A 23,806-nucleotide genomic window follows, 5' to 3' on the forward strand; every position below is an offset into this window, starting at 1 on the left:
TGTCAGTCATGGAGTTTTAATGGCTTTGATTATCCCTGCCGTTTCCCATCAAGCTCACGTTCTGACATTGACCCCGACTCACTCAGCAGCAACTCTGAGTTTGATGTACTTAGTCACCGAGCTACCTTTGACGACATAATGATCGTATCGTTTTGTACCGCAAATCGTCAACTAAGTTACTCCTCTATGATAGTTCTAAAATTTAATATCACTGACTAGCCAAGAGGTAGCTTAACACTCCCGAATCTATACAGACGAGGTTTTCTTGCCTCGCTAGCTAGATTTCTTATAACGTTTTTCATATCTCAGTTCAAGTGTGAGTTCAACGACTCAGAGCATTTAAGAATTTCTGGATACCTGAGAAGAACGACTGTTTTTTTTGGGCAGATGGTATATTTTGAGCATCTTCTGGGCTAGTTGTGTTAACTAGATTTGCCTTAAGTATAATTTGCTCAATAGCCTCTGTTGTCGGTTTGCTGGTTTCTTCAGTCACTAACTGATACTCATCATCAATTTCTAGCCATACTTGCCACACAGAAGGGTAACAACGCCATAGAGCCCCTCCTGGAAAGGGTCGCAGATAATAACAAGATTCCAGAGTTTTCAGGAAGCGATCGCGCAACTGACGTGCGGCATAGCCAATCCCTACAATCGAGACATCTTCGAGCTGAGGATTTAGGATTACACAGGGGCGATCCCCAGCCAAATTACAAATCTTTTCCACTTGGCCTACTTCCACGGCAGAGGGACCTACTAGCAAGAAAACCTGGTCATCATCATCAATTCTAGTTTCTGCTGGGGAGCGACTGGTGCCAACATCAGTAATTTTAAACGGTACCTCTCCCCAGTCACGACGGGCAAGGGCTGAAGCACCCGTATCAGGAAAAAATATTTTCAGTCCGGAGCCATACTGCTCAAAGATAGGAATAAATTCTTGGGCGATTGACTGGGCTTGTAGGGCAATTTCTGGAAAGACCAACTCCACTTGTACCCTGGTTTGACCGTCATCTAGGGCAGCTTTGGTCGCTTGTTTAGCTTGAGCGATCGCATCTTCTAAGCTCAAAGGAAGTTCATTCATGAGTCTGTCTGTGTGTTAATCAAAAACTCTAATATTAATTGCTTAAAAGAAAAAGGAAAACTAATGTCTTGCCACATTAATCCCGCCCAATCAACCCTACCCATAGGAGCAATTGAGGCTTTTTTGAGCAAAGTTAGACCTTAGATAATGCTGGTTCTGGCATCAGTCGTTCTAAAATTTGCTTGAGTACCATCACCGTCCAATCTACATCAGCTTCTGTGGTATCTCGCCCCAGTGTCAACCGAATTCCAGCCAAAGCAGCTGGAGCATTGTAACCCATTGCTAACAATATCGGACTCGGACTCAGTTTACCACTGTGGCAAGCGGAACCTGCACTAATCCCAATACCAGCCTGATTAAACTGACGCACTAGAGTTTTGCCAGTCACCCCCTCAGTAGGGGAAGTGACACAGAAACTAACGTGATGGGGTAAGCGATAGTCTCTAGAACCAGTGGGAATGAGATTGGGAGTATCAGCCAGTTGGTCAAACATGCGATCGCGTAATCGAATTAACCGAGGTGTCTCTTTTAGCATGTGCGCTGCTGCTAGTTCTGCCGCCATGCCAAACCCAGCAATCAGTGGCACCGCCTGGGTTCCAGACCGCAATCGGGATTCTTGTCCACCACCGGAGATCAGGGGCACTAACTCCACACCAGGGCGGATATACAGTGCCCCTGCTCCCATCGGACCATAAATTTTGTGACTGGAAATCGACAGCAAATCTACCGGTAGTTGTTGAACATCTATCGATAGCCGTCCTGCTACTTGAACTGCATCGGTATGAAACAAGACACGGTGTTGACGAGCAATTTGTCCGAGTTCATCAATAGGTTGGAGCGTACCTACTTCACTTTGACCGTAGATGACGGAGACTAAAACTGTATTTGCCTGTAGGGCAGCTTTTAAATCACCGGGATTGACCATTCCCAGAGAATCCACTGGTAGCCTAGTCACTTGCCAACCCCACTGCTCCAACCAGGCCACTGGTTGAGCGATTGCAGAATGCTCTACACTAGAAATAATGATATGCTGGGGTTTCTTGTAGGCTTGGGCAACCCCCATCACCGCCAAATTATCCGCCTCAGTACCGCCAGAGGTAAATATAATCGATTCTGCTGGTGCATTGATTAACCTAGCCACCTGCATTCTTGCTCGTTCCAGTACAATAGCCGCTCGCTGACCCCACTGGTGTAAGCTAGATGGGTTACCCCACTGCTGGGCAAGGACATCTTGAATAGTTTTAATGACTTCTGAGCGTGGTGGTGTGTTGGCGCTATAGTCCAGATAAATTTGCATGGGTTTTCAGGCAACCAGCTATCTCTACCTTCAGCATATAACCTTTCCAGGTCTCTCTCAAACTGATGACTAATAACTGATGATTAATAACTGATGAATAATAACTGATGAATAACAACTAACCACCTGGTTTGCCAACGTTATAATCCTCGTGGGACAAAACTGCGTGAGGAACCAATAAGCTACCCTGGTCGTGACAAATCATTCGGTAGTTGCGAGTTACAGGAATACTAATGATCCAGCGGTTGTGGCGCAGCCGCTTGCCACCAAATTCTCTGTAATCTTGGTGATTCTCCAAACCAGCAATTATCCCACGGGCTTTGACAACCACATGGGTAGGAAGGTTTTTTAAGTCAATGGGATCATCTTCAAAACTAGACTCCCACTGCTGTTTTTGCTGTTTTTTCTCTTCCCGTGCTCGGTTTTTTTGATCACATCGGTGGCATGTTTTACCATACCCCTTGTGGCCACACGGGAATGTTTTCTTTCGTCTTGGCATAAGACAGTAGTTCGGGTTAAACTCCCTAACCCGCTAATTAGGCTTCGGTATAAGCCATTCCATAAGAAAAAGGCAATTAGGGGGGGTAGTTGAACAAGATGGCAACTGATATCCCCTGGTATTTTATGTTAATTCAACAACTGCATCTATTTGAAGATTGTGCTGTTAGCATGAGGAAATCAGCTATTCAATCGGGTTTTTTGATGCCTTGAGTTCCCAACCAGCGTGCATTTACTGGAATTTGTATTATCCTTTGCTGATACTATTGATGTTGTGTGGCTGTCAACAAGCTCAGCCACAGGTTTCTCTTGAGCCCCCTCTGCCCCAAGACCCTTGGGTTCAGGCTTACTTTAATCATAGTAGGTCAGCCCAATACATAGATCCTTACCGGGGAGTAACTCGGGAGGGAGATAACTTGGAGCAAGTGATTGTGGATGCGATCGCATCAGCAAAGTCAACAGTAGATGTGGCGGTTCAGGAGTTGCGTATGCCCAGAATTGCCCAAGCTCTAGTAGAACGTAAGCAAGCTGGTGTCAAGGTCAGAGTCATTTTAGACAATAACTACAGTCTTCCGGTCAGTAAACTTACCGCTGAGTCAGTGGCAAAACTGCGCCAAAGAGAACGCTCACGCTACAATGAGTCCCTAATATTGATCGACCGTGACGGAGATGGTCAGCTGAGTGCAAGGGAAATTTCAGAAGGAGACGCTTTAATCATCTTAGGAAATGGTGGTGTACCTATGATTGATGACACAGCGGATGGTTCTCGGGGCAGTGGCTTAATGCATCATAAGTTTATAGTTATTGATAACAAAGTTTCTATTATTACCTCAGCCAACTTCACTCTTAGTGATCTACATGGTGACTTTCAGTTTCGAGAGAGTCGTGGCAATGCCAACAATCTGCTCAAGATTGACAGTGTAGAGTTAGCTAACCAATTCACCCAGGAATTTAACCTGATGTGGGGGGATGGTGCTGGCGGTAAACCAGACAGTAAGTTTGGTCTCAAGAAGCCATGGCGACCAGTAGAGCAGGTGAGACTGGGGGATACAACTGTGGGGGATACAACTGTGGGGGATACGACTGTGGGGGATACAACTATCGCGATACAATTCTCCCCAACCTCCACTACCAAACCTTGGCATCAGAGTAGCAATGGTCTGATCGCTCAAATCCTTCCTCAGGCTAGGGAAACCATTAACATCGCTTTATTTGTCTTTTCCGAGCAACGGCTAACTAATGTTTTAGAAAAATCCCATCAACAGGGTGTTAAGGTCAAAGCGCTAATTGAGCCAAGTTTTGCCTTTCGCTATTACAGTGAGGGTTTGGACATGATGGGAGTAGCTGTTGCTCACAAGTGTAAATATGAGACTGGTAACCGTCCTTGGCGTCAACCGATTGCTACCGTCGGTGTGCCTCAGTTGCCAGAAGGAGATGTCTTACATCACAAATTTGCCATTCTCGATGGAAAGATAGTGATTACAGGCTCTCACAACTGGTCAAAAGCAGCAAATACCAGGAACGATGAGACGGTGTTAGTTATTCATAGTCCTATGGTTGCTGCCCATTTTGAGCGGGAGTTTCAACGCCTCTATGGCAAAGCAGTGAAGGGAGTACCAGTTAGAGTTCAGCAAAAGATTAAAGCACAGCAACAAAAATGTCTGCCTCTTGATCCACATTCTTGAGTAGATCATACTATTGACTAGTTGGCATGACGGGTTATACCCCTCAATTAAATAATAGATGTGTTAGATCAAGTCCGGTTAATCACTTTTAAAATGGTCTGTTGCGTTTTGTCGTTAGTGATCAGTCATTGATAAAACGTCCACCAATCTGTCATGGCCTGTTCATAAATCGGTGTTGTCGGAACAATAACTAGTGATCAATTATCAAGAGGTGCGACCCGTGGCGAATCTAATTCGCCAACGGAAAGCGCACCTCATTGAATGATAAGTATTCAACCGGAAATGATATCAGTTGACAAAACTTAGGTGCGCGCCTCCAAGGCCGGGATCAATCCCTCGCGGCCTTGGGTCGCACCTTTTGTTGAAAACCTTCTTAGACCGAACATTAAACCAGCTTTTTTCCTTAACACAGGTTTGCGCTGAGGTTATCTTAGGTGTTGGGGCTCAATAATACCAAGTAGGTAATACTGCTCGACCTGCTAACCTTGATCGATATCTAGGGTTTCCTGGGTGTCAGAATTTCTCCAAGCTGTCACGAGCAGCAAAACTAAGTTATTGAATTGCTTGACGACTTATATGGCAAATGCCACCTGGACTCGCCGCCATATTCTTGCCCTGGCTGATTTTACGCCAGATGAATACAATACAGTCTTACAAACTGCCGCTAGCTTTCGGGAAGTATTGTCCCGGCGCACCAAAAAGGTACCTGCACTACAGGGTCACGTGGTTGCGAATTTGTTTTTTGAACCATCAACCCGTACTCGTAGCAGTTTTGAACTAGCGGCTAAGCGTCTTTCTGCTGATATCCTAAACTTTGCACCAGGAACATCTTCCTTAAGCAAGGGCGAAACGATTCTTGATACAGCGAAGACTTACCTGGCAATGGGAACTAATATGATGGTGATTCGCCATCGGCAGGCGGGAGTTCCTCAAATTATTGCTACTGAGATGAATCGACTCGGTGTCCAGGTAAGTGTACTTAACGCTGGTGACGGTCAACATGAACATCCTTCTCAAGGATTGCTGGATTTGTTTACAATTTGTTCTTGCTTAGACTGGGATAATCCCCGCATCGAACTGCTTGCTGGAAAAAAGATTACCATTGTTGGAGATATTTTGCACTCACGAGTTGCCCGTTCCAATATCTGGAGTCTGCTTGCGACAGGGGCAGAGGTTCATCTCGCTGGACCACCTACCCTACTTCCGCAATTATTTGCTGAATACAGTAGTACTCCTCTCCAACAACCTAGGCAAAAGCAACAGCAACAGTTATGGGCTAAGTCTAGCCTTGGTCAACAGCGGCAGTACACCGAAACCCCTGTGATTGTAGAAGCAACGGTACCGATCACAAGTCAAGGCAGCCATTCCCTTACCTCTACGCAACAGTTACCAATTACCCATCCTAAGCTCTATGTTCACTGGGAGATTGAACCAGCACTAAAAGATGCTGACTTTGTAATGACCTTGCGGCTGCAAAAAGAACGTATGACGAATCATTTGTTGCCTAGTTTGAGAGAATATCATCAGCGTTATGGGATTACCCGGGAGCGCCTCCAACTTTGCCAACCCAACGTTCACATTCTCCATCCTGGTCCAGTTAACAGAGGCGTTGAAATTAGTTCTGAGCTGATGGATGATCCCGATATTAGCTTAATTCCTCAACAGGTGACTAGTGGAGTTGCGGTTAGGATGGCGTTGCTTTACTTAATCGGTAGTGGTAAGTTTTGACAGCTCATCCTTAAGAGCAAGGAGACTCTCGTTATACCCGCTTTCTTTAGCGAGAGAGGAAGGGTGCATCTCAGTTTTGCAAAAATACCAAAATCATGATATCATGATATTATTAATGATAAATAGTTTCTAATAATTACTAAAACTCATGAACTTGAGTCCGGAAGAAAAGCAAGAGCTAAAAGAACAATAGGAATGCGAGTTAAAATATCAGGCTCACAATGGAATATTGAAAATGTTCCTAAAATTCTTTCTTTACGCTGTGCTTACCTAAATGGGATGCTTTATTAATGATGTTTTTACAAAAATGAGATGCACCCGGGGCGGTCGCCCTAATTTTCCGACTCTTCGTGCTTGGTTACGACAGCCAGCCCCGTAACGCACCACCGGATCAAAGATCAAACAGCATGCATTGAGATGCACCCCTTGAATTATGAGTAATCTTCGCAGTTGGTTAGGGCAAAAATCACCAGAGGAAATAGAGCATTTCTTGGGTGATATTCCCCGTTTATGGTTAGAAGGTGGTCAACTTAACAAATTATATCGTTTGTTGAGTAATTATGAGTTTATCGAAGCCAAACTTAATCATCCTGAATTTGGCATCAAGACACTGATTGAAGATTATGAGTTGATTGATGATATAGAGGTATCCCATCCAGACTACAGCGAGCAAACGATAAAATCCCTCAAGTTAATTCAGGGAGCGTTGCGACTATCAACACATATCTTAAGTCAAGATCCAAATCAATTAGCAGGGCAACTGTCAGGGCGTTTAGTAGAGTTTGATACCCCAGACATTCAACGATTATTACAACAGATACCGCAAACTAATACCACTTATTTGCGTAGCTTGACAGCTACGTTAAATCCCCCTACTGGACCCTTACTATCTACCCTAATTGGTCATGGTGACTCCGTAAATGCCGTTGCTGTCACACCAGATGGCACGAGGGTAATTTCTGGTTCATCTGACAACACAGTTAAAGTCTGGAATTTGAATACAGGTGCAGAAATTTTCACATTAAAAGGTCATAGTGCCCGAGTCCATGCTGTAGCGGTTACTCCCGATGGCACCAGGATAATTTCTGGTGCCTCTGACCATACGGTTAGAGTCTGGAGTTTAGCAACGGGTAAAGAAATACAGAGATTTAATGGTCATAGTCACCCTGTAGTTGCTGTAGCGGTTACTCCCAATGGCAAGGAAGTGGTTTCAGTATCAGTTGCAAAGATTAACTCTATCAAAGTCTGGGATTTGGAAACTGCTAAAGAAGAGTTAACCCTAAAAGGTCATAAAGACATAGTGAGAACTGTTGCTATCACATCTGATAATCGCGTAATTTCTGGGTCAGATGATGGAACTATTAATGTTTGGGATTTAACAAATGGTAAAATGCTTTTCAGTTTTAATGAGCCTAGAATATACAGCGTTTATGGTGGTCATATAGTTAATATTCAATGGCAGCCAGTATATGCAATGGCAGTTACTCTGGACGATAAGTGGCTAATTTCTGGTTCTGGTTATTCTGAACAGAGTACAAATAATCTTATAATCTGGAATTTAGAAACGAAAAAAATAGCTTTCACCCTTAAAGGTCATAAAAATCCTATTAGTGCTCTTGCTGTTACGCTTGACGGTAAACAAGTAATTTATACTTCTTTCGATAATACTATTAAAGTTTGGAATTTAGAATCTCAAGAAGAAATTTTCACTTTTTATGGTCATGATGACTCAATCTATGATATTACAATAACACCAGATGGTAAGACTATTATTTCTGCTTCAAAGGATAAAACACTCAAGATTTGGAATTTAGAATCACAACAGAAGCATGTTGAATTAAAAGAAAACAAAACTTCAGTAAATGATGTAACCATTACTCCCGATGGCAAGCAAGTAATTTTTTTGTTACAAGATACTATCATAAAAATTTGGAATTTAAATAAAAAGACTATAATTTCTAGTTTTTATAGCACTCATAATTCTCAAAATAATATTGTTATAAAAACTAGAAAAAAAATTGAAAAATATACATGGCATATTTATTCAGGTTTTACCAAAGTATTCTCGATATTTTATGATAGATTAAACAATCACTTATTCTCATTACTATTCGCATTATTCATGTTAACAGATATTTTAGCAATATTAATAGGTTTAATAAAAAATATAATAATAAGTATCATTATATTAACACTTATCTGTGTAATAGAAATTTCAGAAAAAATAGAAAATCATTTTAATTTTACTAAAAAAAATATACCTGAATATTTTTATAAACAACTATCTAAACAAAAAATAAAATTATTAAAATATTTACCAAAATACAGCAAATTTTCGGATATAACAAGAGAATTAAGTCAAGCCTTTGAAAGGAATGTAATTATTAGACTAGGGATTGCACCCAATAATTTTCTGGTTTCTATAAATAATCAAATACCGTCATATTATCAGTTTTTGAGTGTCTGGAATTACCGTAGAAGAACTAAAATTTGCGATTTACTATCAATCTCTCAATATTGCTACATTTATTTAATTTTATTAATATCTGTTATTTACATAAGTATTAGATCTTTCTTTTTATATATTCAATTTTTATTTTCAGATTTGCAGATACTTTGGTTTTGCTCCCTATTTGGATTAATTGCCTCATTATATGTACTAGATAAACTATTGTCTTCTATAATAACCTTCATATTTTATGGTTCTGCAACAGCTATATCAATCACCCCAGATGGTAACCATGTAATTTCTGGTTCAACTAAAAGTACTATTAAAGTTTGGCATCTGGACACCAAAAAGTTACATTTTGTCCTCAAAGGTCATCAGGACGAGATAACTAGTTTAGCTGTCACCCCAGATGGTAAGTATTTGGTTTCTGGCTCCAAGGATAAAACAATCAAACTTTGGAATCTAGAAACTAGAAAGGAATGTTTCACCCTTAAAGGTCATGGGGATTCAGTCAATACTCTCTCGGTAACCCCTGATGGTAACTACGTCGTGTCTGGCTCCAAGGATAACACCATCAAAATTTGGGATTTGGAAAAGCGAGAGGAAATGCTTACCTTTACAGGTCATAAGGACTCGATAAATCGGATCAAAGTAACATCCAACGGTAAGCTAGTGATTTCTGCATCTTCCGATAAAACACTCCAAGTGTGGGATTTCGAGACTAGGGAAGTTATTGCTACGTTTACTGGAGAAAGTGCTATCAACTGTTGCGCCGTTGCACCGGATGATGTCACCATTGTCGCAGGGGATGAAGGGGGAAATATGCATTTTCTGCGGTTGGAGGGAGTGGGGAATAGGGAACAGGGAACAGGGAACAGGGAACAGGGAACAGAAAAGAGGCAAAAGGCAAAAGGCAAAAGGCAAAAGGCAAGTAGGGAGTAGGGAATAAATTAATCATAAATTCATCCTAGGGTGGGCAGTGCCTAAGACCGATAATAATAGGGTTTAATAGATTTTATCAGCACTGCCCACGGACAATAAAGAGTTTAGCTTTTTAATCAAATTAATCGTCAGTCAGGTGGGCAGTGCATCAGAGCAATTTCAAAGCTGACCATTGGTTTGATAAGCACTACCCACCCTACATCTACTCCGCCTTAAGCCACCTCAATATACTCACAGAATGACACTGATTCAGGAGCACTTAATCCATCTTCTTTCAATCCTTCCAAATGAAACATCACTGCCTCAGTAATTAATTGTTTAACGTCTTCTAATGTTTCTGCCACCGCAACACATCCAGGAAGATCGGGAACATAAGCACCGTAGCTATTTTTTCCTTTTTCAATAACAACTGCATAGCGCATTAAATTTTGTCCTCCTCTATTTGAGCTTGTCGCCATATATTTTTAAGAGTCCCAATCGGAGCCTCAAGACTTGATTTACCCGATACTGTTACTGTGCCAGACTTTGAAGGAGTAGGGAGTAGGGATTAGGGAGTGGGGAGTCGAGAATAAATTAATCATAAATTCATCGTAGGGTGGGCAGTGCCTAAGACGGATAATATTAGGGTTTAATAGATTTTATCAGCACTGCCCACCAACCGAAAATTAACTAGAAACTAGTAATACTATTAATCCTAGGGTGGGCAGTGGATAAAACGGATAATATCAATTTGTAATAGGTTGGATCGGCACTGCACACCGACAATAAAGAGTTTACCTTTTTAATCAAATTAATCGTCAGGTGGGCAGTGCATCAGACCAATTGAAAAGCTGACCATTGGTTTGATAAGCACTGCCCACCCTACATCTACTCAACCGAACATGATATTATCCCGACTCCCGACTCCCGACTTCCTAAAAAAAATCGGTCAAGTTTGGTTAAGCCCAATTCTTGACCGCATTCAATTTTTCGATATGTCACAAGAACAGCTCAGCTGTACTTATATGATAACAACTCCAAATCGACTATTACATTGTTGTTGAATTACTCAGCAACTGCTGGAAACCAACAACATCCCAACTCATACTGCTTCATCCTGCTTCACAAAATAACCGTCACGATTCCTGTGGGCCAGGGATTTTCATCCCTGGCAAATTCCTATCCTAGTCTATGTAGAAATATCGAATAAAAAAGGTCATCACCTGACCAGGTTTTCCGGTAGGCTCCGGAGTGCTCCATTCGTCGGGGTGTGCATACTTAAGGGCATACACGGCATTAATGGTCTTGCGAACCTGTTCAGGAGTACCGACCAAGACGTGCTTGGCTTTTTTGCACTTACGGCATTCGTCACCAGAATTTTCTGGGCAATTAGGATTGTTGAGATTGTGATCTGAGTTGGGGTTAATGTTGTTAGTCATTTGGAGTTCCGTGTTTGAACTGTGTATAATATTAATATATTAATTTATTGACTAATTGTCAAGGGGTTTGGGAATTTTTTTTTATTAATAAATAAGGAATCGGGAATCGGGAATCGGGAATCGGGAATCGGGAATCGGGAATCGGGAATCGGGAATAAATTAATCATAAATTTATCGTAGGGTGGGCAGTGGATAAGACTGATAACTATCAACTTGAAATAGATTTAATCCACTGCCCACCGACAAGGACATGGAATCGGGAATAAATTAATTGTAGGGTGGGCAGTGGTTCAGACGGATAACTATCAACTTGAAATAGATTTAATCCACTGCCCACCGACAAGGAAATGGCATCGGGAATAAATTAATTGTAGGGTGGGCAGGGTCGCAGACAGATACTATCAGGTTATAAGAGATTTTATCAGCACTGCCCACCAATAATATTAATCGTAGGGTGGGCAGGGTCGCAGACGGATACTATCAACTTATAATCGGTTTTATCGGCACTGCCCACCAATAATATTAATTGTAGGGTGGGCAGGGTCGCAGACGGATACTATCAGGTTGTAAGAGGTTTTATCGGCACTGCCCACCAACAACTAAATAAGAGTTATAGCAATTCTCTATGCCATGAGTTACAAAGGGATCCCCCTAAATCCCCCTTATCAAGGGGGACTTTGAGGTTGATAACTGTACCTCATAAATCCTATAAAGGCTATAGTTGTTTAGCTAAAAAAAACCATGTGGATTGGGATTTAATAGCGTAAGCATTCAGCAGTCAGCCGTCAGCCGTGAGCTTTTAGCTCACCCTACGCGAACAGCTTATTTTTCAAGTAGCATGCGCTATGGGCATAAACTGTTCCCGTAGCGTGACCACAGGCCTTTAGCCTTTAGCTGATAGCTGATAGCTGATAGCTGATAGCTGAATGCTTACTTACTAGCTCTGTGGTTAACCAATATGAATTGCGTAATACTACTAATGTAGTTTAAATAGTTTTTTTAAATAGTCTGATAAATTCGTTAATTCTACCGAGGTCTTGTAAAGAAAGTCTGTAAATAATGGGATTAACGTTTAATTTATAGTTTTTTTATTTACTGGATTAAATCAAATTTAAAACTGACTTCTGAGGAAATACCATGACATTCAAAATTCTTAGCTTAGATGGAGGGGGAATGCGTGGAGTTATATCCGCAAGAATTCTCCAAGAGATAGAAAAAACAATAAAAGAGAAATATGGTCAGGAATTACATGAATATTTTGACTTAATTTCCGGAACATCCACTGGCTCAATTTTGGCGGCGGGAATTGCCTGTAATATGACTGCATAGGATCTGATTAAGCTCTATAAGAAAGAGGGAAAAAATATCTTTCTTAAGAGTACACGTTATATGCGAAAATTGCGGGAGTTAAGTAAACTTTTTGGGCGTGGTGTATTATATCCCCACGAGTTTCCAGATAAGTCGGAAGAGCAAGGATTGGCTAATGTTTTGAAAAGAAATTTGGTTGATCCGGACTCGCGTAAACCTTTGACAATGAGAGACATCAAGGACTTACAACTCTTAATCCTCAGTTATGACGTTTTCACCCGAAACACAACGTGGTTTGGGAATAACGATCCAAGTGGATGGTACATTGAGAATGATATTCCACTTTGGCAAATCTGTACCGCTTCAGCTTCAGCACCAACGTTTTTTCCACCTTATCAACTCCTAGTCAAGCCTGATGAAGAAAATTATAAGAAAAAATATCGCCCCCATATCGATGGTGGGGTATCAGCTAATAACCCAGTGTTAGCTGCAATCGCCCATGCTATATCGATGAAAGATGAGGGAAAGCAAAATAAAACTAAAATAGACGACATTGCTGTTCTCTCCATTGGCACTGGTACAACAACTCGTCCTTATACATATGATGAGGTAAATAAATGGGGACAATTGGGTTGGGTAAGCCATCTACCGGATATGTTTTTAGACCCTGATGCGGAAAATTCAGAGCATATTGCTTTACGCATGTTTAGAGGCATAGGCAGGCAAAAATATTTGCGTTTAAATTTCGAAATAAACATGTATATTAAATAAAAAAAATGTTTTATAAAACTATGGAAGCCTTTCAAAAAAATTAATAAATACATTCATCAATATAATCTATTTTTTGATAATATTAGGGATAAAAAAAAGGAAAAACTTAATGAATATATTGACAACTATGAAGCTTTTAAAGAACTAAAATTTGCTGCTGAGTGCTATTTAGAATACGGAACAGTTGATTATAAAAACGCTGATAATGACAAGGATATTGCCGTTCGGGATGCAATTGACAAGTTTATTTACAATCATCCTCCTGATCACAAAAAGTAAAAAGAAGATTTAGAAGACTCTAACGCAGAGACAACCCAGTCAAGACAGCTGGTTACAACTTAGAGGGGTCTAAAGCCAAGATTTAACCTTTAAACCCTCTAGTTTTGGTAAGGAATCAGGGATCTGCTGATCCCTGATTCCTTACGTTTTCCGATTCGGGCAAAGCCCGACGCTGGGCGAACTGCCCAAGGGCAAGTAAGAAAATTAATCGTAGGGTGGGCAGTGGATAAGACGGATACTATCAGGTTGTAATAGAGTTGAGAACCACTGCCCACCGACCTCAAATCAACTAGAAAATATGAGTTATTTTCTAGATTTTTAAGACAATTAGTCCTCCGGTGGGCAGTGCATCATACCCATGGAAAAGCTGACAATGGTTTTGCTAAGCACTGCCCACCCTACATCTACATCTATTGCTGGTCTGGTGGGCAGTGCATCATACCCATGGAAAAGCTGACAATGGTTTTGGTAAGCACTGCCCACCCTACATCTACATCTATTGCTGGTCTGGTGGGCAGTGCATCATACCAATTCAAAAGCTGACAATTGGTTTGATCAGCACTGCCCACCCTACATCTATTGCTAGCATGCCTTTTGCCTTTTGCCTTAATAAGCACTGCCCACGCTACATCTATGGCTGGTCTGGTGGGCAGTGCATCATACCAATTCAAAAGCTGACAATTGGTTTGATCAGCACTGCCCACCCTACATCTATTGCTAGCATGCCTTTTGCCTTTTGCCTTTTGCCTTTTGCCTTTTGCCTTAATATATACTGCCCACCCTACATCTATTGCTGGTCTGGTGGGCAGTGCATCATAGCCATTGAAAAGGTAACTGCTCACCTTACATCTATTGCTGGTCTGGTGGGCAGTGCATCATACCAATTTAAACCCTCACAATGGTTTTAATAAGCACTGCCCACCCTACATCTATTGCTAGCATGCCTTTTGCCTTTTGCCTTTTGCCTTTTGCCTTTTGCCTTAATATATACTGCCCACCCTACATCTGTTCCCTGTTCCCTGTTCCCTGTTCCCTATTTCCTGTTCCCTAAAACCCAATCCTAATGTCCCGATAGACTAATCAGTACAACTCCCAATACCATAATTGCTGCTCCAGTTGCTCTTTCCTGAATTCCGGGTTCTTTAAAAATTAGACATCCTAAGATTACACTAATTAAAACACTCATGCGTTTAACGGCGATCACGTGACTAACAAAGGTCATTTCGAGAGCTGTCATTTGGCACAAAATGACTCCGGCCTGAAATAAACCAATAGGAACTATAGACAGTAAGTATTTTGGAATTTGGTTTAATTTACTTCGTGATTTATACAGCATAATCACTCCCATCCCTGTAGCAATAAAGGTATGCAGTGCAATTGCCCAAAATATTGGTGAAGAATTTTGTACCCCCACCTTATCAACGTTGGACGTAATACTAAAAATTACAGCTGCGGTTAACATTAACTTAGGACCTCGTTGCTTCAGTAGCCCTTTAAAAGGGGCGAGGTAACCGTTTCTTTTTTCTTTCAAATTCAAGCTATAAGACCCAAGTACAATCATCATAATCCCTACCATATCTAAGGGGGTAGGATATTCTCCAACAATGATTGGGGATGTCACTAATAAAAATAACGGGGTAAAGGTCACAAAGGGAACGGTAATGGATAAGTCAGAGCGACTCAATGCTTGGATATACAAGCTCATGGCTAGGACATTCAGAGACCCTCCTACCATTAATGCTAAGCCAAAATATCGGCCTAGTTCGGGAATTTCAATAACAAAAAGGAGGGGCAGTAAAACCGGCAAATAAAAAAAGAATAACGCCCAAGAAACAATGTAAGCATCAACATTTTTGAGCCCTCGCTTACTCGTCAAATCCTTGCCAGAAGCAAAAAGAGCTGTTAGACTAGCGAATATCAACCAAAGCATAGTAGTGCTAACCTGTAGTTTAGCCAGAATAGAGATAATGAGTGAATGACAGACTTAACTAGCCTAACTTAAGACATAAGTTAAGGCATAGTTAAATTTAGGGTTTATGGTTAACTGTTGACTGTTGACTGTTGACTGTTACCCGTCACTAAGCAACCCTATAAAAGTATAAGATAAGTTAACTATTATAGTTAACTGTGTATCAGCAGAAGCAGTTAGCGATCGCACTGACGAAGTTAGCTTTTGAATCATCCTCTGTTAACCCCAACTCCCCATCAGTGCTAACAGAATGTAAGCTAAGGCACATTTAGCAATCCTTAAGTAATGCTTAACTAATGGTTGAGAGTTGGGGGAGGTAATAAGTGTCGCGGCATCATAGGCAAATTTGGTGTCGGGATACCTGGGCATCCTCCAAGGAATTTTTATCGGGTCAATACCGGTAAAAATTCCAAATTGATTAACAAAATGATAAAAAATTTACTAAAAACATGATATACAAACATGATACTGTTGACAGTAAATTAGATTGACACTAACCAAGTCAAAAAAAACCTGTTGATATATCCCGCTTTGAGCGAATCGAAATGCTAATCGAAATGCTATCGGTCTGACGGGGGTGGGATTGTTGCAACAGGTCTCGGATGTAAAACCTAAGCTTAGTCGCAAAACTCAACTTAGGCAATCTCCGGTCAAGTGACAAGCCAGCGCCATAGCCTTAGCGTGGGGTCTGGTAAATCAGTTGACGATTTCCGCGCCTTGGGTAAAAACCATCAAAGGTCAGGGATCTAGATGGGTGCAAGGAATAGGGTCAAAGCGATGCAGTCGGCCAAAGGGGTAAACCCCCACTCGCCCTTTGCATCAAGACAATGAACAATTTTGTTTTCTAGTGACCTCCGGAGAACTCAACTGGTATATTATGGGCGGGTGTGTTCACCGAAAAGGGACACATCTGTAAATTCCCTACTTCGACACACAGGTATTAAGTTATGCAAGCAAAATTCTTGATATCAAATCAGAGTATGAACAAATATATGAGGTTAACTACCAAATTATTAGTGCTGGTTGCTCTGCTAGGAGCAGTTAGTGCTTGTAAGTCTAAGCAAATCGAGGAGCCTTCCCCGAGTGCAAATCAAGTAGAACCACTTCCTGAAGTTGAGGAAGAAAAGGCTTCTCGCTTTAATATTCCCTTCTTTAATCTGGGTAGGAACCAGGAGGAGGCAGAACCAACTGATACAGCACTGTTAGAAGACCCATCAATTACAGAAGCTGAAACACCGAGTATTCAACCAGAGCAACCGATCGCACAAGCACAGCCGACTACAACTGATCCCTTTTCACAGCCAGAGGACGATACTGTTGCTCAAGGAAATCCTGTGATCAGTGAGTCTAGTGCTTCAGGGGCTACAGCAAGCTCAGCAACTACAGGAAGTTCTGGTACAGTAGTATACGAAGATAATGACCCCATACCAGCGCTATGGTAGAGTGCAGCACCTGTAGTTGTTTAAAAGGTTGGGGACAAGATTAGAGATTGGGGATTAGGGGATGGGTCAACAGGAGAAAGTATGAAAAATAAAGGTTGAAGAATAAAGGTTGAAGTAAAAAGGATGAAAAATAAAGCTTGAAGGAGGAAATGGGTTTATCGGTGGCTGACTTAAGGTTGACTAAAACCGTTATCTACAACCTACGAGTTACACTTACCACTTCCCACGTCATACTTAATAATTCATCCTTGATACTTCATACTTAATAGTTCATCCTTGATACTTTCCCCAATCCCTAGTCTCCACTCTCCTTAACCTATGAAAGCAGCAAGTGACATTCTGATTATTGGCGGTGGCATTATTGGTTTAGCGATCGCTGTAGAACTGAAGCAGCGTGGGGCAACAGTAACTGTTGTCACCCGCAATTTCCAAGAAGGTGCCACCCTAGCTGCAGCGGGAATGTTGGCACCGTTTTCAGAAGCGCTGCCCATCGGACCCATGCTCGATTTAGGCCTGTGGTCCCATTCACTGTATCCTCAATGGTGTACCAAACTGGAACAGATGACTGGTGTGGCAACGGGCTATTGGCCCTGTGGCTTTTTAGCACCGGTCTATGAAGGGGCAGCAGGAAATCACCAACAGCAGCTCAGCAACCAAACCGGAGTTGCTGACTGGTTAGACAAAGATAGGATTCATTGCTATCAATCAGGTTTAAGCTCGGAAGTGGTTGGTGGTTGGTGGTACCCAGAAGATGCTCAGGTGGTTCCCCAAGCACTCAGTAAAGCCCTGCGACTGGCTGCCCAAGAATGGGGAGTAGACCTACGTGAAGGCATAGCTGTGGAGGCAATTCAGCAACACAATCGCTTAGTCTCTGGGATTAGAACCTCCGCAGGGGAACTCCATGCAGACCATTATGTCCTAGCAACTGGAGCCTGGTCTAATCAACTATTGCCCTTGCCAGTGGCTCCAAAAAAAGGTCAGATGCTGTCAGTAAAAGCCACTAAAAATTATCAACACCCCTTGCCACTACAGCGAGTGTTATTCAGCTCTGAGGTTTATCTAGTCCCCCGTCGAGATGGACGAATTTTGATTGGTGCAACAGTAGAGGATGTAGGTTGGCAGCCTGACAACACTACTGCTGGAATTAACCGTTTGTTAGAATCAGCTATCCGGCTATATCCGGAAATTCAACACTGCTCGATTCATGAGTGTTGGTGGGGATTTCGACCAACCACACCTGACCAATTACCAATTCTTGGCACTAGTCCATGCCAAAACCTGAGCTTGGCTACTGGTCACTATCGCTACGGTATTTTGCTGGCTCCGGTGACCGCTTTGTTGCTGGCTGACCTGATTGAGAAGCAAAAGTCTGACCCATTGTTAGATCAATTTCGATACGACCGACCTTACCATCAACCAGCCTCAAATCAAAGCATTCCTAATCTTAGTCCTAATCTTAGTCATCATCTCAGTGTATCTAGTAACTCCTCCTCAACACCAGTGCTGCACTATAATTCTGCTACGCTCCGGAACTCTCACTCTGACAATGGGACGGAACCATCCCCAGCTGATTTACTGACCATTGCGGGAAAAACCTTTCGGTCTCGTCTGATGACTGGCACAGGGAAGTATGACTCTCAAGAGGTAATGGCTGAAAGTATTGCGGCTAGTGGCAGTGAAATTGTGACGGTGGCCGTGCGTCGGGTACAAACTAAAGCACCAGGACACGAAGGGCTAGCGGAATCCCTGGATTGGAGGAAACTGTGGATGTTACCCAACACCGCAGGCTGTAAAACGGCGGAAGAAGCGGTGCGAGTGGCACGGCTTGGTCGGGAAATGGCGAAGCTATTGGGCCAAGAAGACAATAATTTTGTGAAACTGGAAGTGATTCCTGATCCTAAGTATTTACTCCCTGACCCCATTGGTACTCTAGAGGCAGCAGAGCAACTGGTAAAAGAAGGGTTTGCAGTTTTGCCCTATATTAATGCGGATCCCTTATTAGCCAAACGCCTAGAAGAAGTAGGATGTGCTACGGTGATGCCTTTGGGTTCACCCATTGGTTCGGGACAGGGCATCAAGAATGCTGCCAATATTGAAATCATCATTGAGGAAGCTGGAGTGCCGGTGGTGGTAGATGCTGGCATAGGTAGCCCCAGTGAAGCCACCTATGGGATGGAGTTAGGGGCAGATGCTTTATTGGTTAATAGTGCGATCGCATTAGCAGGTAATCCTATCATGATGGCAAAAGCGATGGGAATGGCCACCGAAGCTGGTCGTCTGGCTTACCTAGCTGGTCGTATTCCAATTAAAAACTATGCTAGCGCTAGCTCACCCTTGACTGGTACCATTAGCTAGCATAGATTAAATAACTTGTCAAGGTCTAGGACTGGATTAATACTTTAACGTAACAAATCAAGCTAATCAGGAAAACTGAAGAGTAGTTATGCCAATTTTTGTTACATTCTTTGTTACATTTATATAAATAAAGTAAAAAAAGGTTGTAATCCATGCCATATACAGTAGAAGACGGCGGACGTTTAAACAATTTTGCTAAAGAGCCAAAAATGTACCAGGCAGAGCCACCCACTGCAGCGGAAAAGCGCAACTACGTGATCTTGGGTGCAACAGCTCTGATTTTAGTAAGTGGCTTGATCTTTGTGGCTTTCTCAGCTTCTGGTGTGAGCTAGGTACTGCACAGAAGAAAGCTGTTGAAAAGCCACTTCAGTTCAAGAATCTGGTTGCCATTAAAGCTTTTTGATGGCTTCCATCGCTTCTTGATAATTTTCAGTTCTGCCTTGTTCTTGGAATAAATCAGCCGCTTTTTTAAAATCCTTAATCGCTTCCTCAACCTTATTGAGGTCAAGGCTGGCTAGACCCCGTTTATAAAACGCATCGGCAAAAGTGGGTTCAATTTTTAGAGTTTCTGTGTAATCAGCTACAGCAGCTTGATACTGTTTGAGCTTACTGCGAGTTAAACCACGCTGGTAGTAAGCCATGGCATTTTTAGGGTTAATCGAGAGAGCTCGATCGTAATCCGCAATTGCTTGGAAATAGTTCTCTACTTCAGAGTAAGCATTACCTCGACTGAGATAGACCGTATCATTATTGGGTGTCAGAGCAATAGCTTTGGAAAAATCAGCGATCGCTTCGATGAACTTCTTTTGCACAAAATAGGCATAGCCACGGTTGCTATAGGCTTCACCATAGTCGGTTTTAATCTTGATAGCAGCAGTGTAGTTATCAATCGCTTCTTGATAATTCCCCTGAATGTGGTGGACGTAGCCCAGATTGTAGTTGATATCAGGGTCATAGGGTTCCAGCTGCAAAGCCTGTTTGAAATTTTCCATTGCCTCTGGATAATTACCATTATCTAGTTGATCCACGCCCCGGTTGTAGAATTCCACAGCACTCACCCGGGGTATAGTCCTCACTGGCAATTCCCTATTAAAAGGGTCTTTATCAACAGAGGGTTTTTCAGCATTAGGTGGTTTATCATCGCCAGGTTGGGCTGGAGTAGTAGCTGGTTTTTCCTCAACAGGTTGGGCTGGAGTAATAGCTGGTTTATCATCGCCAGGTTGGGCTGGAGTATTAGTTGGCTCTTCGGCGGACGTTGGCTCTTCATTATCTGGCTCAGATCGGATAATGACTGGAACTGGAAGTGGCTCCTGCTGAGCATAGACAGTTGCGGTAAATCCAGTCAGTATTGTGGCAAGTCCTAGACTAGAGATAGTTCGATAAATTGGTTTCATGGTTTTCCTTACAAAGCCTGATGATTTCCAGAATTGTTACCGTGTGCAGTTGTCTAAAATTGCTCTATTAACTTGACTTAACTATCTATCACACATCTGGTGAGTGTCCAACCGGTAACAGAAAATACATAGGGGCAGGTACGATTAGTTAAAGATGAGACAATTAAGCAGCTGAGTTGACGTTTAATAGAGATGCTCAAAGAGATGCTCAAGAAAATTGCACCACTACTGCTGCTAGTGTTGAGTCTGGCTATACATGGCTGCACAACTGGTGCCAGTGGTCTACAAAGCTATGTAGACAGCCTTAACGGTTATCAGTTTTTGTATCCCAACGGTTGGGTCCCTATCACAGTGACTGATGGACCGGATGTAGTGTTCCACGATATTATCGAAAGCACCGAAAATGTTAGTGTGGTCATTAGCCCAGTGCCAGAAGACAAGACCCTTGCTGATTTAGGAACACCATCAGAAGTGGGCTATCAGCTGCAAAAAAATGCCATTGCTCCTCCTGATTCTGGTCGCACAGCCGAGTTGGTTGATGCTGAAGCTCGCGAAGTAGCAGACAAGACGTATTACCTTTTAGAATACAACGTCCAACTTCCCAACCAAAAACGGCACAATCTCGCCAGTGTGGTGATTAACCGTGGCCAGCTCTACACCTTCAATGCTTCCACGACCGAACGACGCTGGGGTAAGACGAAAAATATGTTCAAGGCAGTGGTTAACTCCTTTTCAGTGAACTAGTAAACAGTTAAAGGTTACAGGTTGTTTGGTTGAAGGTTACAGGTTGTTTGGTTGAAGGTTACAGGTTGTTTGGTTGAAGGTTACAGGTTGTTTGGTTGAAGGTTACAGGTTGTTTGGTTGAAGGTTACAGGTTGTTTGGTTGTTTGGTTGTTTAGTTGTTCGCCAAAGGCCTGCTGATCAGGTACAGTCTTCTTTGAGGCTGATTGCATTAAAACCCTCTTGCCTCTTGCCTCTTGCCTCTTAGCTCTTGCCTCTTGCCTTAAAAGCATAAGCAATGTCGCTCAAACGTTTCTAAAAATTGCTATATGGATGTGCCGACTTTTGTATTAGCTTCAGCTTCTCCAGCTCGCAGACGATTGTTGCAAATTGCTGGTATTGAACCGGTGGTTTGCCAAAGCAATTTTGACGAATCTCAAGTGCAGCATCCAGAGCCAGCAACCTTAGTGCAGATTCTAGCTGAACAAAAAGCAAAAACTGTTGCTGATCAATTTAGCGACGCTCTGGTATTAGGCTGTGATTCTGTATTGAGTATGGAGGGTGGGATTTATGGCAAACCCCTTAACCCCTCTGAAGCAATCGCTCGTTGGCAACAGATGCGAGGGACTACTGGAGAACTCTATACAGGTCATGCTTTAATTGACTTATCTCGGAACAAAACCATAGTGCGCTGTGGTGTAACACGAGTTTATTTTGCCAATGTAAGCGATCGCGCTATAGAAGCTTATGTTGCTACTGGCGAACCCCTTAAATGTGCTGGAGCCTTTGCCTTGGAAGGTAGAGGGGGACTCTTTGTTGACAAAATCGAAGGCTGTCATAGTAATGTTATTGGTCTTAGCTTACCCCTACTCCATCAAATGTTACAGGAACTAGGATATGAAGTTACTGATTTTTGGCGCTTGAACTAATAACTAACAACTAAAAACTAGTAACGGGTGCATCTCATTAAAGCTGTTTGACCCGGTGGGTGGAATGGGCATCTTGGTGGAATGGGCATCTTGCCGGTTATCAATATTCCCAAACGGGCTATCCCAACGCTGGCGACCGATAAAATAAGTGCGAGCCCGTCTGATCACGCACCCTACACAACTAAAGCAACAAAATCCATGACCACTAAAGACGACTTCAAACAACAAATCAAAGCAGGTAACATTAGGGATGCCCTGACCCTATCCCTAGGTGAAGCAGTGGAGTTGGAAATTACAACTTGGGTATCCTCATCTAGCCCAGCTCCTAATTCTTCAGCTGAGCTAGACCAACCAACATCTGATTCCCAAATGCGTACTCGCATGAATATTATTGATGGTGAAATCAACAACAAAGTTGGTTCAGAGTTTATGGGCAATGGGCCTTACACTGAACTGAAGCAATTTCACCTAGAGCAGGTAAAACAAGGACGCCAGATTATTCAGCAAAATTTGGAAAATTTGCAACAACTGTTTACAGTTCTGAGTAGTACTATGGGTCGGCTACCTCAAGACTCTGACGTAGCTACTGATAGTAACTCTAGGCTATCTACTAAAAAACGGAATAGGGAATAGGGAATAGGGAATAGGAAAAAAATCCTGTGTACCTCCTTACTATGAGAACCGCTATAACGATTACGGTGCGTTAATAACGCACCGTACAGATAGCTACAGATAACATATAAAATTCCAATTATGCGATCGCTACCCAACAATTCGGATTACCTAAGAAAAGCGGTCATTCGACAATTAAAAGAGGATAGACTGTTGCCGCTAGATGATTGATTAGGGGTAGTGAAGCTATCAGCTAATTATAAATTGCATCTTTCAGTAAGAAGGCATAATCCCAAAGAACAGTTTCCTGACTTGGGAGGCTCGTTGAGAGTAGTTTTTTTAAAGATTCTGTAAAGACAACTCCCTGATCATCATCAAATAATCACATATATAAAGATTGGGTAAAGATACTTAATTGCCAGATATTTCCTTTTAGCTTTCTTTATATACTCACTAAATAACAACGGTTGTTCCAGTTGATTAATTCCTTGACTATTCTAGTCGCGCCACAGGTCGCAACGTTGTTTAATCTACATATTTCACATCAAATATATGAACTTACTCAATTCTGGTAAATTCTTGCCTGTAGCGACTACGGCTATAGGTACCTTGGCTGCATTGAGCTTGGGAGCTTCTCCTCCTGCTGAGGCGGCATCCTTAAAAACAATCACAGCTTCAGCATTCGCACAAACTCGTTCTAGTGATGCTGATTTTCCCTTCTTTTTTACGTTCTCGTTTCCCGATGTGCCTGGAACAGGGGCAGTCGCTATAGCTGAATCTGTTGCTGACACCTCTGTAGGGGGTGCATCTCATTTTTGTAAAAACATCATTAATAAAGCATCCCATTTAGGTAAGCACAGCGTAAAGAAAGAATTTTAGGAACATTTTCAATATTCCATTGTGAGCCTGATATTTTAACTCGCATTCCTATT

Annotated in this window: 20 protein-coding genes and 2 pseudogenes; 11 read left to right on the plus strand and 11 right to left on the minus strand. The window is 42.2% G+C overall.

Annotated features, from left to right (window positions below; genetic code table 11):
* Positions 1-322: 322 nt before the first annotated feature.
* The 3 genes from F6K46_RS07925 to F6K46_RS07935 all read right to left on the minus strand — a co-directional run bounded on the left by F6K46_RS07925 (position 323) and on the right by F6K46_RS07935 (position 2,874).
* Entirely contained in the window at positions 323-1,078 is a 756-nt protein-coding gene (locus F6K46_RS07925) for a DUF1995 family protein (RefSeq protein ID WP_293051871.1), read from the minus strand.
* A 133-nt stretch (positions 1,079-1,211) separates the two neighbouring features.
* Positions 1,212-2,375, minus strand: a complete 1,164-nt coding sequence (locus tag F6K46_RS07930; protein ID WP_293051874.1) for a cysteine desulfurase family protein — start codon at positions 2,373-2,375, stop codon at positions 1,212-1,214.
* 118 nt (positions 2,376-2,493) lie between these two features.
* Positions 2,494-2,874: a hypothetical protein gene (locus F6K46_RS07935; RefSeq protein WP_070391933.1), complete on the minus strand. Its 381-nt coding sequence runs from the start codon at positions 2,872-2,874 to the stop codon at positions 2,494-2,496.
* Between the two features lie 253 nt (positions 2,875-3,127).
* Between F6K46_RS07935 and F6K46_RS07940 the strand changes: the two genes are divergently transcribed.
* The 3 genes from F6K46_RS07940 to F6K46_RS07950 all read left to right on the plus strand — a co-directional run bounded on the left by F6K46_RS07940 (position 3,128) and on the right by F6K46_RS07950 (position 9,677).
* Positions 3,128-4,558 carry a phospholipase D-like domain-containing protein gene (locus F6K46_RS07940; protein ID WP_366510652.1) on the plus strand — a complete coding sequence of 477 codons (1,431 nt, stop codon included), beginning with the start codon at positions 3,128-3,130 and terminating at the stop codon, positions 4,556-4,558.
* 576 nt (positions 4,559-5,134) lie between these two features.
* On the plus strand, positions 5,135-6,286 hold the full coding sequence (locus F6K46_RS07945; RefSeq protein ID WP_293051877.1) for an aspartate carbamoyltransferase catalytic subunit: 1,152 nt from the start codon (positions 5,135-5,137) through the stop codon (positions 6,284-6,286).
* Positions 6,287-6,719: 433 nt separating this feature from the next.
* Positions 6,720-9,677 (plus strand): WD40 repeat domain-containing protein, encoded by a 2,958-nt coding sequence (locus F6K46_RS07950; protein WP_293065306.1) that lies wholly within the window; start codon positions 6,720-6,722, stop codon positions 9,675-9,677.
* Between the two features lie 212 nt (positions 9,678-9,889).
* Here F6K46_RS07950 and F6K46_RS07955 read toward each other — a convergent pair whose 3' ends face one another.
* The 3 genes from F6K46_RS07955 to F6K46_RS07965 all read right to left on the minus strand — a co-directional run bounded on the left by F6K46_RS07955 (position 9,890) and on the right by F6K46_RS07965 (position 11,262).
* Positions 9,890-10,099 carry a type II toxin-antitoxin system HicB family antitoxin gene (locus F6K46_RS07955; protein ID WP_075897976.1) on the minus strand — a complete coding sequence of 70 codons (210 nt, stop codon included), beginning with the start codon at positions 10,097-10,099 and terminating at the stop codon, positions 9,890-9,892.
* 741 nt (positions 10,100-10,840) lie between these two features.
* Positions 10,841-11,095: a hypothetical protein gene (locus F6K46_RS07960; RefSeq protein ID WP_293065312.1), complete on the minus strand. Its 255-nt coding sequence runs from the start codon at positions 11,093-11,095 to the stop codon at positions 10,841-10,843.
* Positions 11,096-11,139: 44 nt separating this feature from the next.
* Positions 11,140-11,262: a hypothetical protein gene (locus F6K46_RS07965; RefSeq protein ID WP_293065315.1), complete on the minus strand. Its 123-nt coding sequence runs from the start codon at positions 11,260-11,262 to the stop codon at positions 11,140-11,142.
* A 970-nt stretch (positions 11,263-12,232) separates the two neighbouring features.
* Here F6K46_RS07965 and F6K46_RS07975 point away from each other — a divergent pair.
* A pseudogene (locus tag F6K46_RS07975) lies at positions 12,233-13,174 on the plus strand (patatin-like phospholipase family protein).
* Positions 13,175-13,863: 689 nt separating this feature from the next.
* On the opposite strand, the gene F6K46_RS07980 reads toward F6K46_RS07975, so the two are convergent.
* On the minus strand, positions 13,864-14,295 hold the full coding sequence (locus tag F6K46_RS07980) for a hypothetical protein (protein ID WP_293065320.1): 432 nt from the start codon (positions 14,293-14,295) through the stop codon (positions 13,864-13,866).
* A gap of 218 nt (positions 14,296-14,513) precedes the next feature.
* Positions 14,514-15,383 (minus strand): EamA family transporter, encoded by an 870-nt coding sequence (locus tag F6K46_RS07985; protein WP_293065325.1) that lies wholly within the window; start codon positions 15,381-15,383, stop codon positions 14,514-14,516.
* A gap of 1,019 nt (positions 15,384-16,402) precedes the next feature.
* On the opposite strand from F6K46_RS07985, the gene F6K46_RS07990 reads away from it, so the two are divergent.
* The 4 genes and pseudogenes from F6K46_RS07990 (at position 16,403) to F6K46_RS08000 (ending at position 19,551) form a co-directional block, all read left to right on the plus strand.
* Positions 16,403-16,864, plus strand: coding sequence for a hypothetical protein (locus F6K46_RS07990; RefSeq protein WP_143727503.1), 462 nt, complete (start codon positions 16,403-16,405; stop codon positions 16,862-16,864).
* Positions 16,865-17,182: 318 nt separating this feature from the next.
* Positions 17,183-18,220: pseudogene (gene thiO, locus F6K46_RS40075) on the plus strand (glycine oxidase ThiO); the annotation flags it as partial.
* Between the two features lie 219 nt (positions 18,221-18,439).
* Positions 18,440-19,219, plus strand: a complete 780-nt coding sequence (locus tag F6K46_RS40080) for a thiazole synthase (RefSeq protein ID WP_269087116.1) — start codon at positions 18,440-18,442, stop codon at positions 19,217-19,219.
* A gap of 152 nt (positions 19,220-19,371) precedes the next feature.
* A complete protein-coding gene (locus F6K46_RS08000) occupies positions 19,372-19,551 on the plus strand; it encodes a ssl1498 family light-harvesting-like protein (protein ID WP_070391943.1) in 180 nt (59 codons plus the stop codon).
* Between the two features lie 57 nt (positions 19,552-19,608).
* Here the strand turns inward: F6K46_RS08000 and F6K46_RS08005 are convergent, their stop codons facing one another.
* A complete protein-coding gene (locus F6K46_RS08005; RefSeq protein ID WP_293065332.1) occupies positions 19,609-20,613 on the minus strand; it encodes a tetratricopeptide repeat protein in 1,005 nt (334 codons plus the stop codon).
* Positions 20,614-20,817: 204 nt separating this feature from the next.
* Between F6K46_RS08005 and psbP the strand changes: the two genes are divergently transcribed.
* Complete coding sequence (gene psbP / locus F6K46_RS08010) at positions 20,818-21,357, plus strand: photosystem II reaction center PsbP (protein WP_293065340.1); 540 nt, start codon at positions 20,818-20,820, stop codon at positions 21,355-21,357.
* Between the two features lie 80 nt (positions 21,358-21,437).
* Here psbP and F6K46_RS08015 read toward each other — a convergent pair whose 3' ends face one another.
* On the minus strand, positions 21,438-21,626 hold the full coding sequence (locus F6K46_RS08015; protein WP_143727504.1) for a hypothetical protein: 189 nt from the start codon (positions 21,624-21,626) through the stop codon (positions 21,438-21,440).
* 36 nt (positions 21,627-21,662) lie between these two features.
* On the opposite strand from F6K46_RS08015, the gene F6K46_RS08020 reads away from it, so the two are divergent.
* Both F6K46_RS08020 and F6K46_RS08025 read left to right on the plus strand, forming a co-directional pair.
* The gene (locus F6K46_RS08020) at positions 21,663-22,262 is read left to right on the plus strand and encodes a nucleoside triphosphate pyrophosphatase (protein WP_075897695.1); all 600 of its coding nucleotides are present in this window, start codon (positions 21,663-21,665) and stop codon (positions 22,260-22,262) included.
* A gap of 198 nt (positions 22,263-22,460) precedes the next feature.
* Positions 22,461-22,895: a hypothetical protein gene (locus F6K46_RS08025; protein WP_075905853.1), complete on the plus strand. Its 435-nt coding sequence runs from the start codon at positions 22,461-22,463 to the stop codon at positions 22,893-22,895.
* A gap of 518 nt (positions 22,896-23,413) precedes the next feature.
* Here the strand turns inward: F6K46_RS08025 and F6K46_RS08030 are convergent.
* Positions 23,414-23,665 (minus strand): hypothetical protein, encoded by a 252-nt coding sequence (locus F6K46_RS08030; protein ID WP_293065337.1) that lies wholly within the window; start codon positions 23,663-23,665, stop codon positions 23,414-23,416.
* Positions 23,666-23,806 lie beyond the last annotated feature (141 nt).

Origin of the sequence: Moorena sp. SIO3E8 (assembly GCF_010692445.1) — a bacterium.
GTDB classification, from domain to species: Bacteria; Cyanobacteriota; Cyanobacteriia; order Cyanobacteriales; family Coleofasciculaceae; genus Moorena; species Moorena bouillonii.

What these genes read in the sequence shown, in the direction of transcription:
- F6K46_RS07925 (WP_293051871.1), bottom strand. Translation starts at nt 1,078, where the DNA reads ATGAATGAACTTCCTTTGAGCTTAGAAGATGCGATCGCTCAAGCTAAA.
- F6K46_RS07930 (WP_293051874.1), bottom strand. Translation starts at nt 2,375, where the DNA reads ATGCAAATTTATCTGGACTATAGCGCCAACACACCACCACGCTCAGAA.
- F6K46_RS07935 (WP_070391933.1), bottom strand. Translation starts at nt 2,874, where the DNA reads ATGCCAAGACGAAAGAAAACATTCCCGTGTGGCCACAAGGGGTATGGT.
- F6K46_RS07945 (WP_293051877.1), top strand. Translation starts at nt 5,135, where the DNA reads ATGGCAAATGCCACCTGGACTCGCCGCCATATTCTTGCCCTGGCTGAT.
- F6K46_RS07950 (WP_293065306.1), top strand. Translation starts at nt 6,720, where the DNA reads ATGAGTAATCTTCGCAGTTGGTTAGGGCAAAAATCACCAGAGGAAATA.
- F6K46_RS07955 (WP_075897976.1), bottom strand. Translation starts at nt 10,099, where the DNA reads ATGCGCTATGCAGTTGTTATTGAAAAAGGAAAAAATAGCTACGGTGCT.
- F6K46_RS07960 (WP_293065312.1), bottom strand. Translation starts at nt 11,095, where the DNA reads ATGACTAACAACATTAACCCCAACTCAGATCACAATCTCAACAATCCT.
- F6K46_RS07965 (WP_293065315.1), bottom strand. Translation starts at nt 11,262, where the DNA reads ATGATTAATTTATTCCCGATTCCCGATTCCCGATTCCCGATTCCCGAT.
- F6K46_RS07985 (WP_293065325.1), bottom strand. Translation starts at nt 15,383, where the DNA reads ATGCTTTGGTTGATATTCGCTAGTCTAACAGCTCTTTTTGCTTCTGGC.
- F6K46_RS07990 (WP_143727503.1), top strand. Translation starts at nt 16,403, where the DNA reads ATGAACAAATATATGAGGTTAACTACCAAATTATTAGTGCTGGTTGCT.
- F6K46_RS08000 (WP_070391943.1), top strand. Translation starts at nt 19,372, where the DNA reads ATGCCATATACAGTAGAAGACGGCGGACGTTTAAACAATTTTGCTAAA.
- F6K46_RS08005 (WP_293065332.1), bottom strand. Translation starts at nt 20,613, where the DNA reads ATGAAACCAATTTATCGAACTATCTCTAGTCTAGGACTTGCCACAATA.
- psbP (WP_293065340.1), top strand. Translation starts at nt 20,818, where the DNA reads ATGCTCAAGAAAATTGCACCACTACTGCTGCTAGTGTTGAGTCTGGCT.
- F6K46_RS08015 (WP_143727504.1), bottom strand. Translation starts at nt 21,626, where the DNA reads ATGCTTTTAAGGCAAGAGGCAAGAGCTAAGAGGCAAGAGGCAAGAGGC.
- F6K46_RS08020 (WP_075897695.1), top strand. Translation starts at nt 21,663, where the DNA reads ATGGATGTGCCGACTTTTGTATTAGCTTCAGCTTCTCCAGCTCGCAGA.
- F6K46_RS08025 (WP_075905853.1), top strand. Translation starts at nt 22,461, where the DNA reads ATGACCACTAAAGACGACTTCAAACAACAAATCAAAGCAGGTAACATT.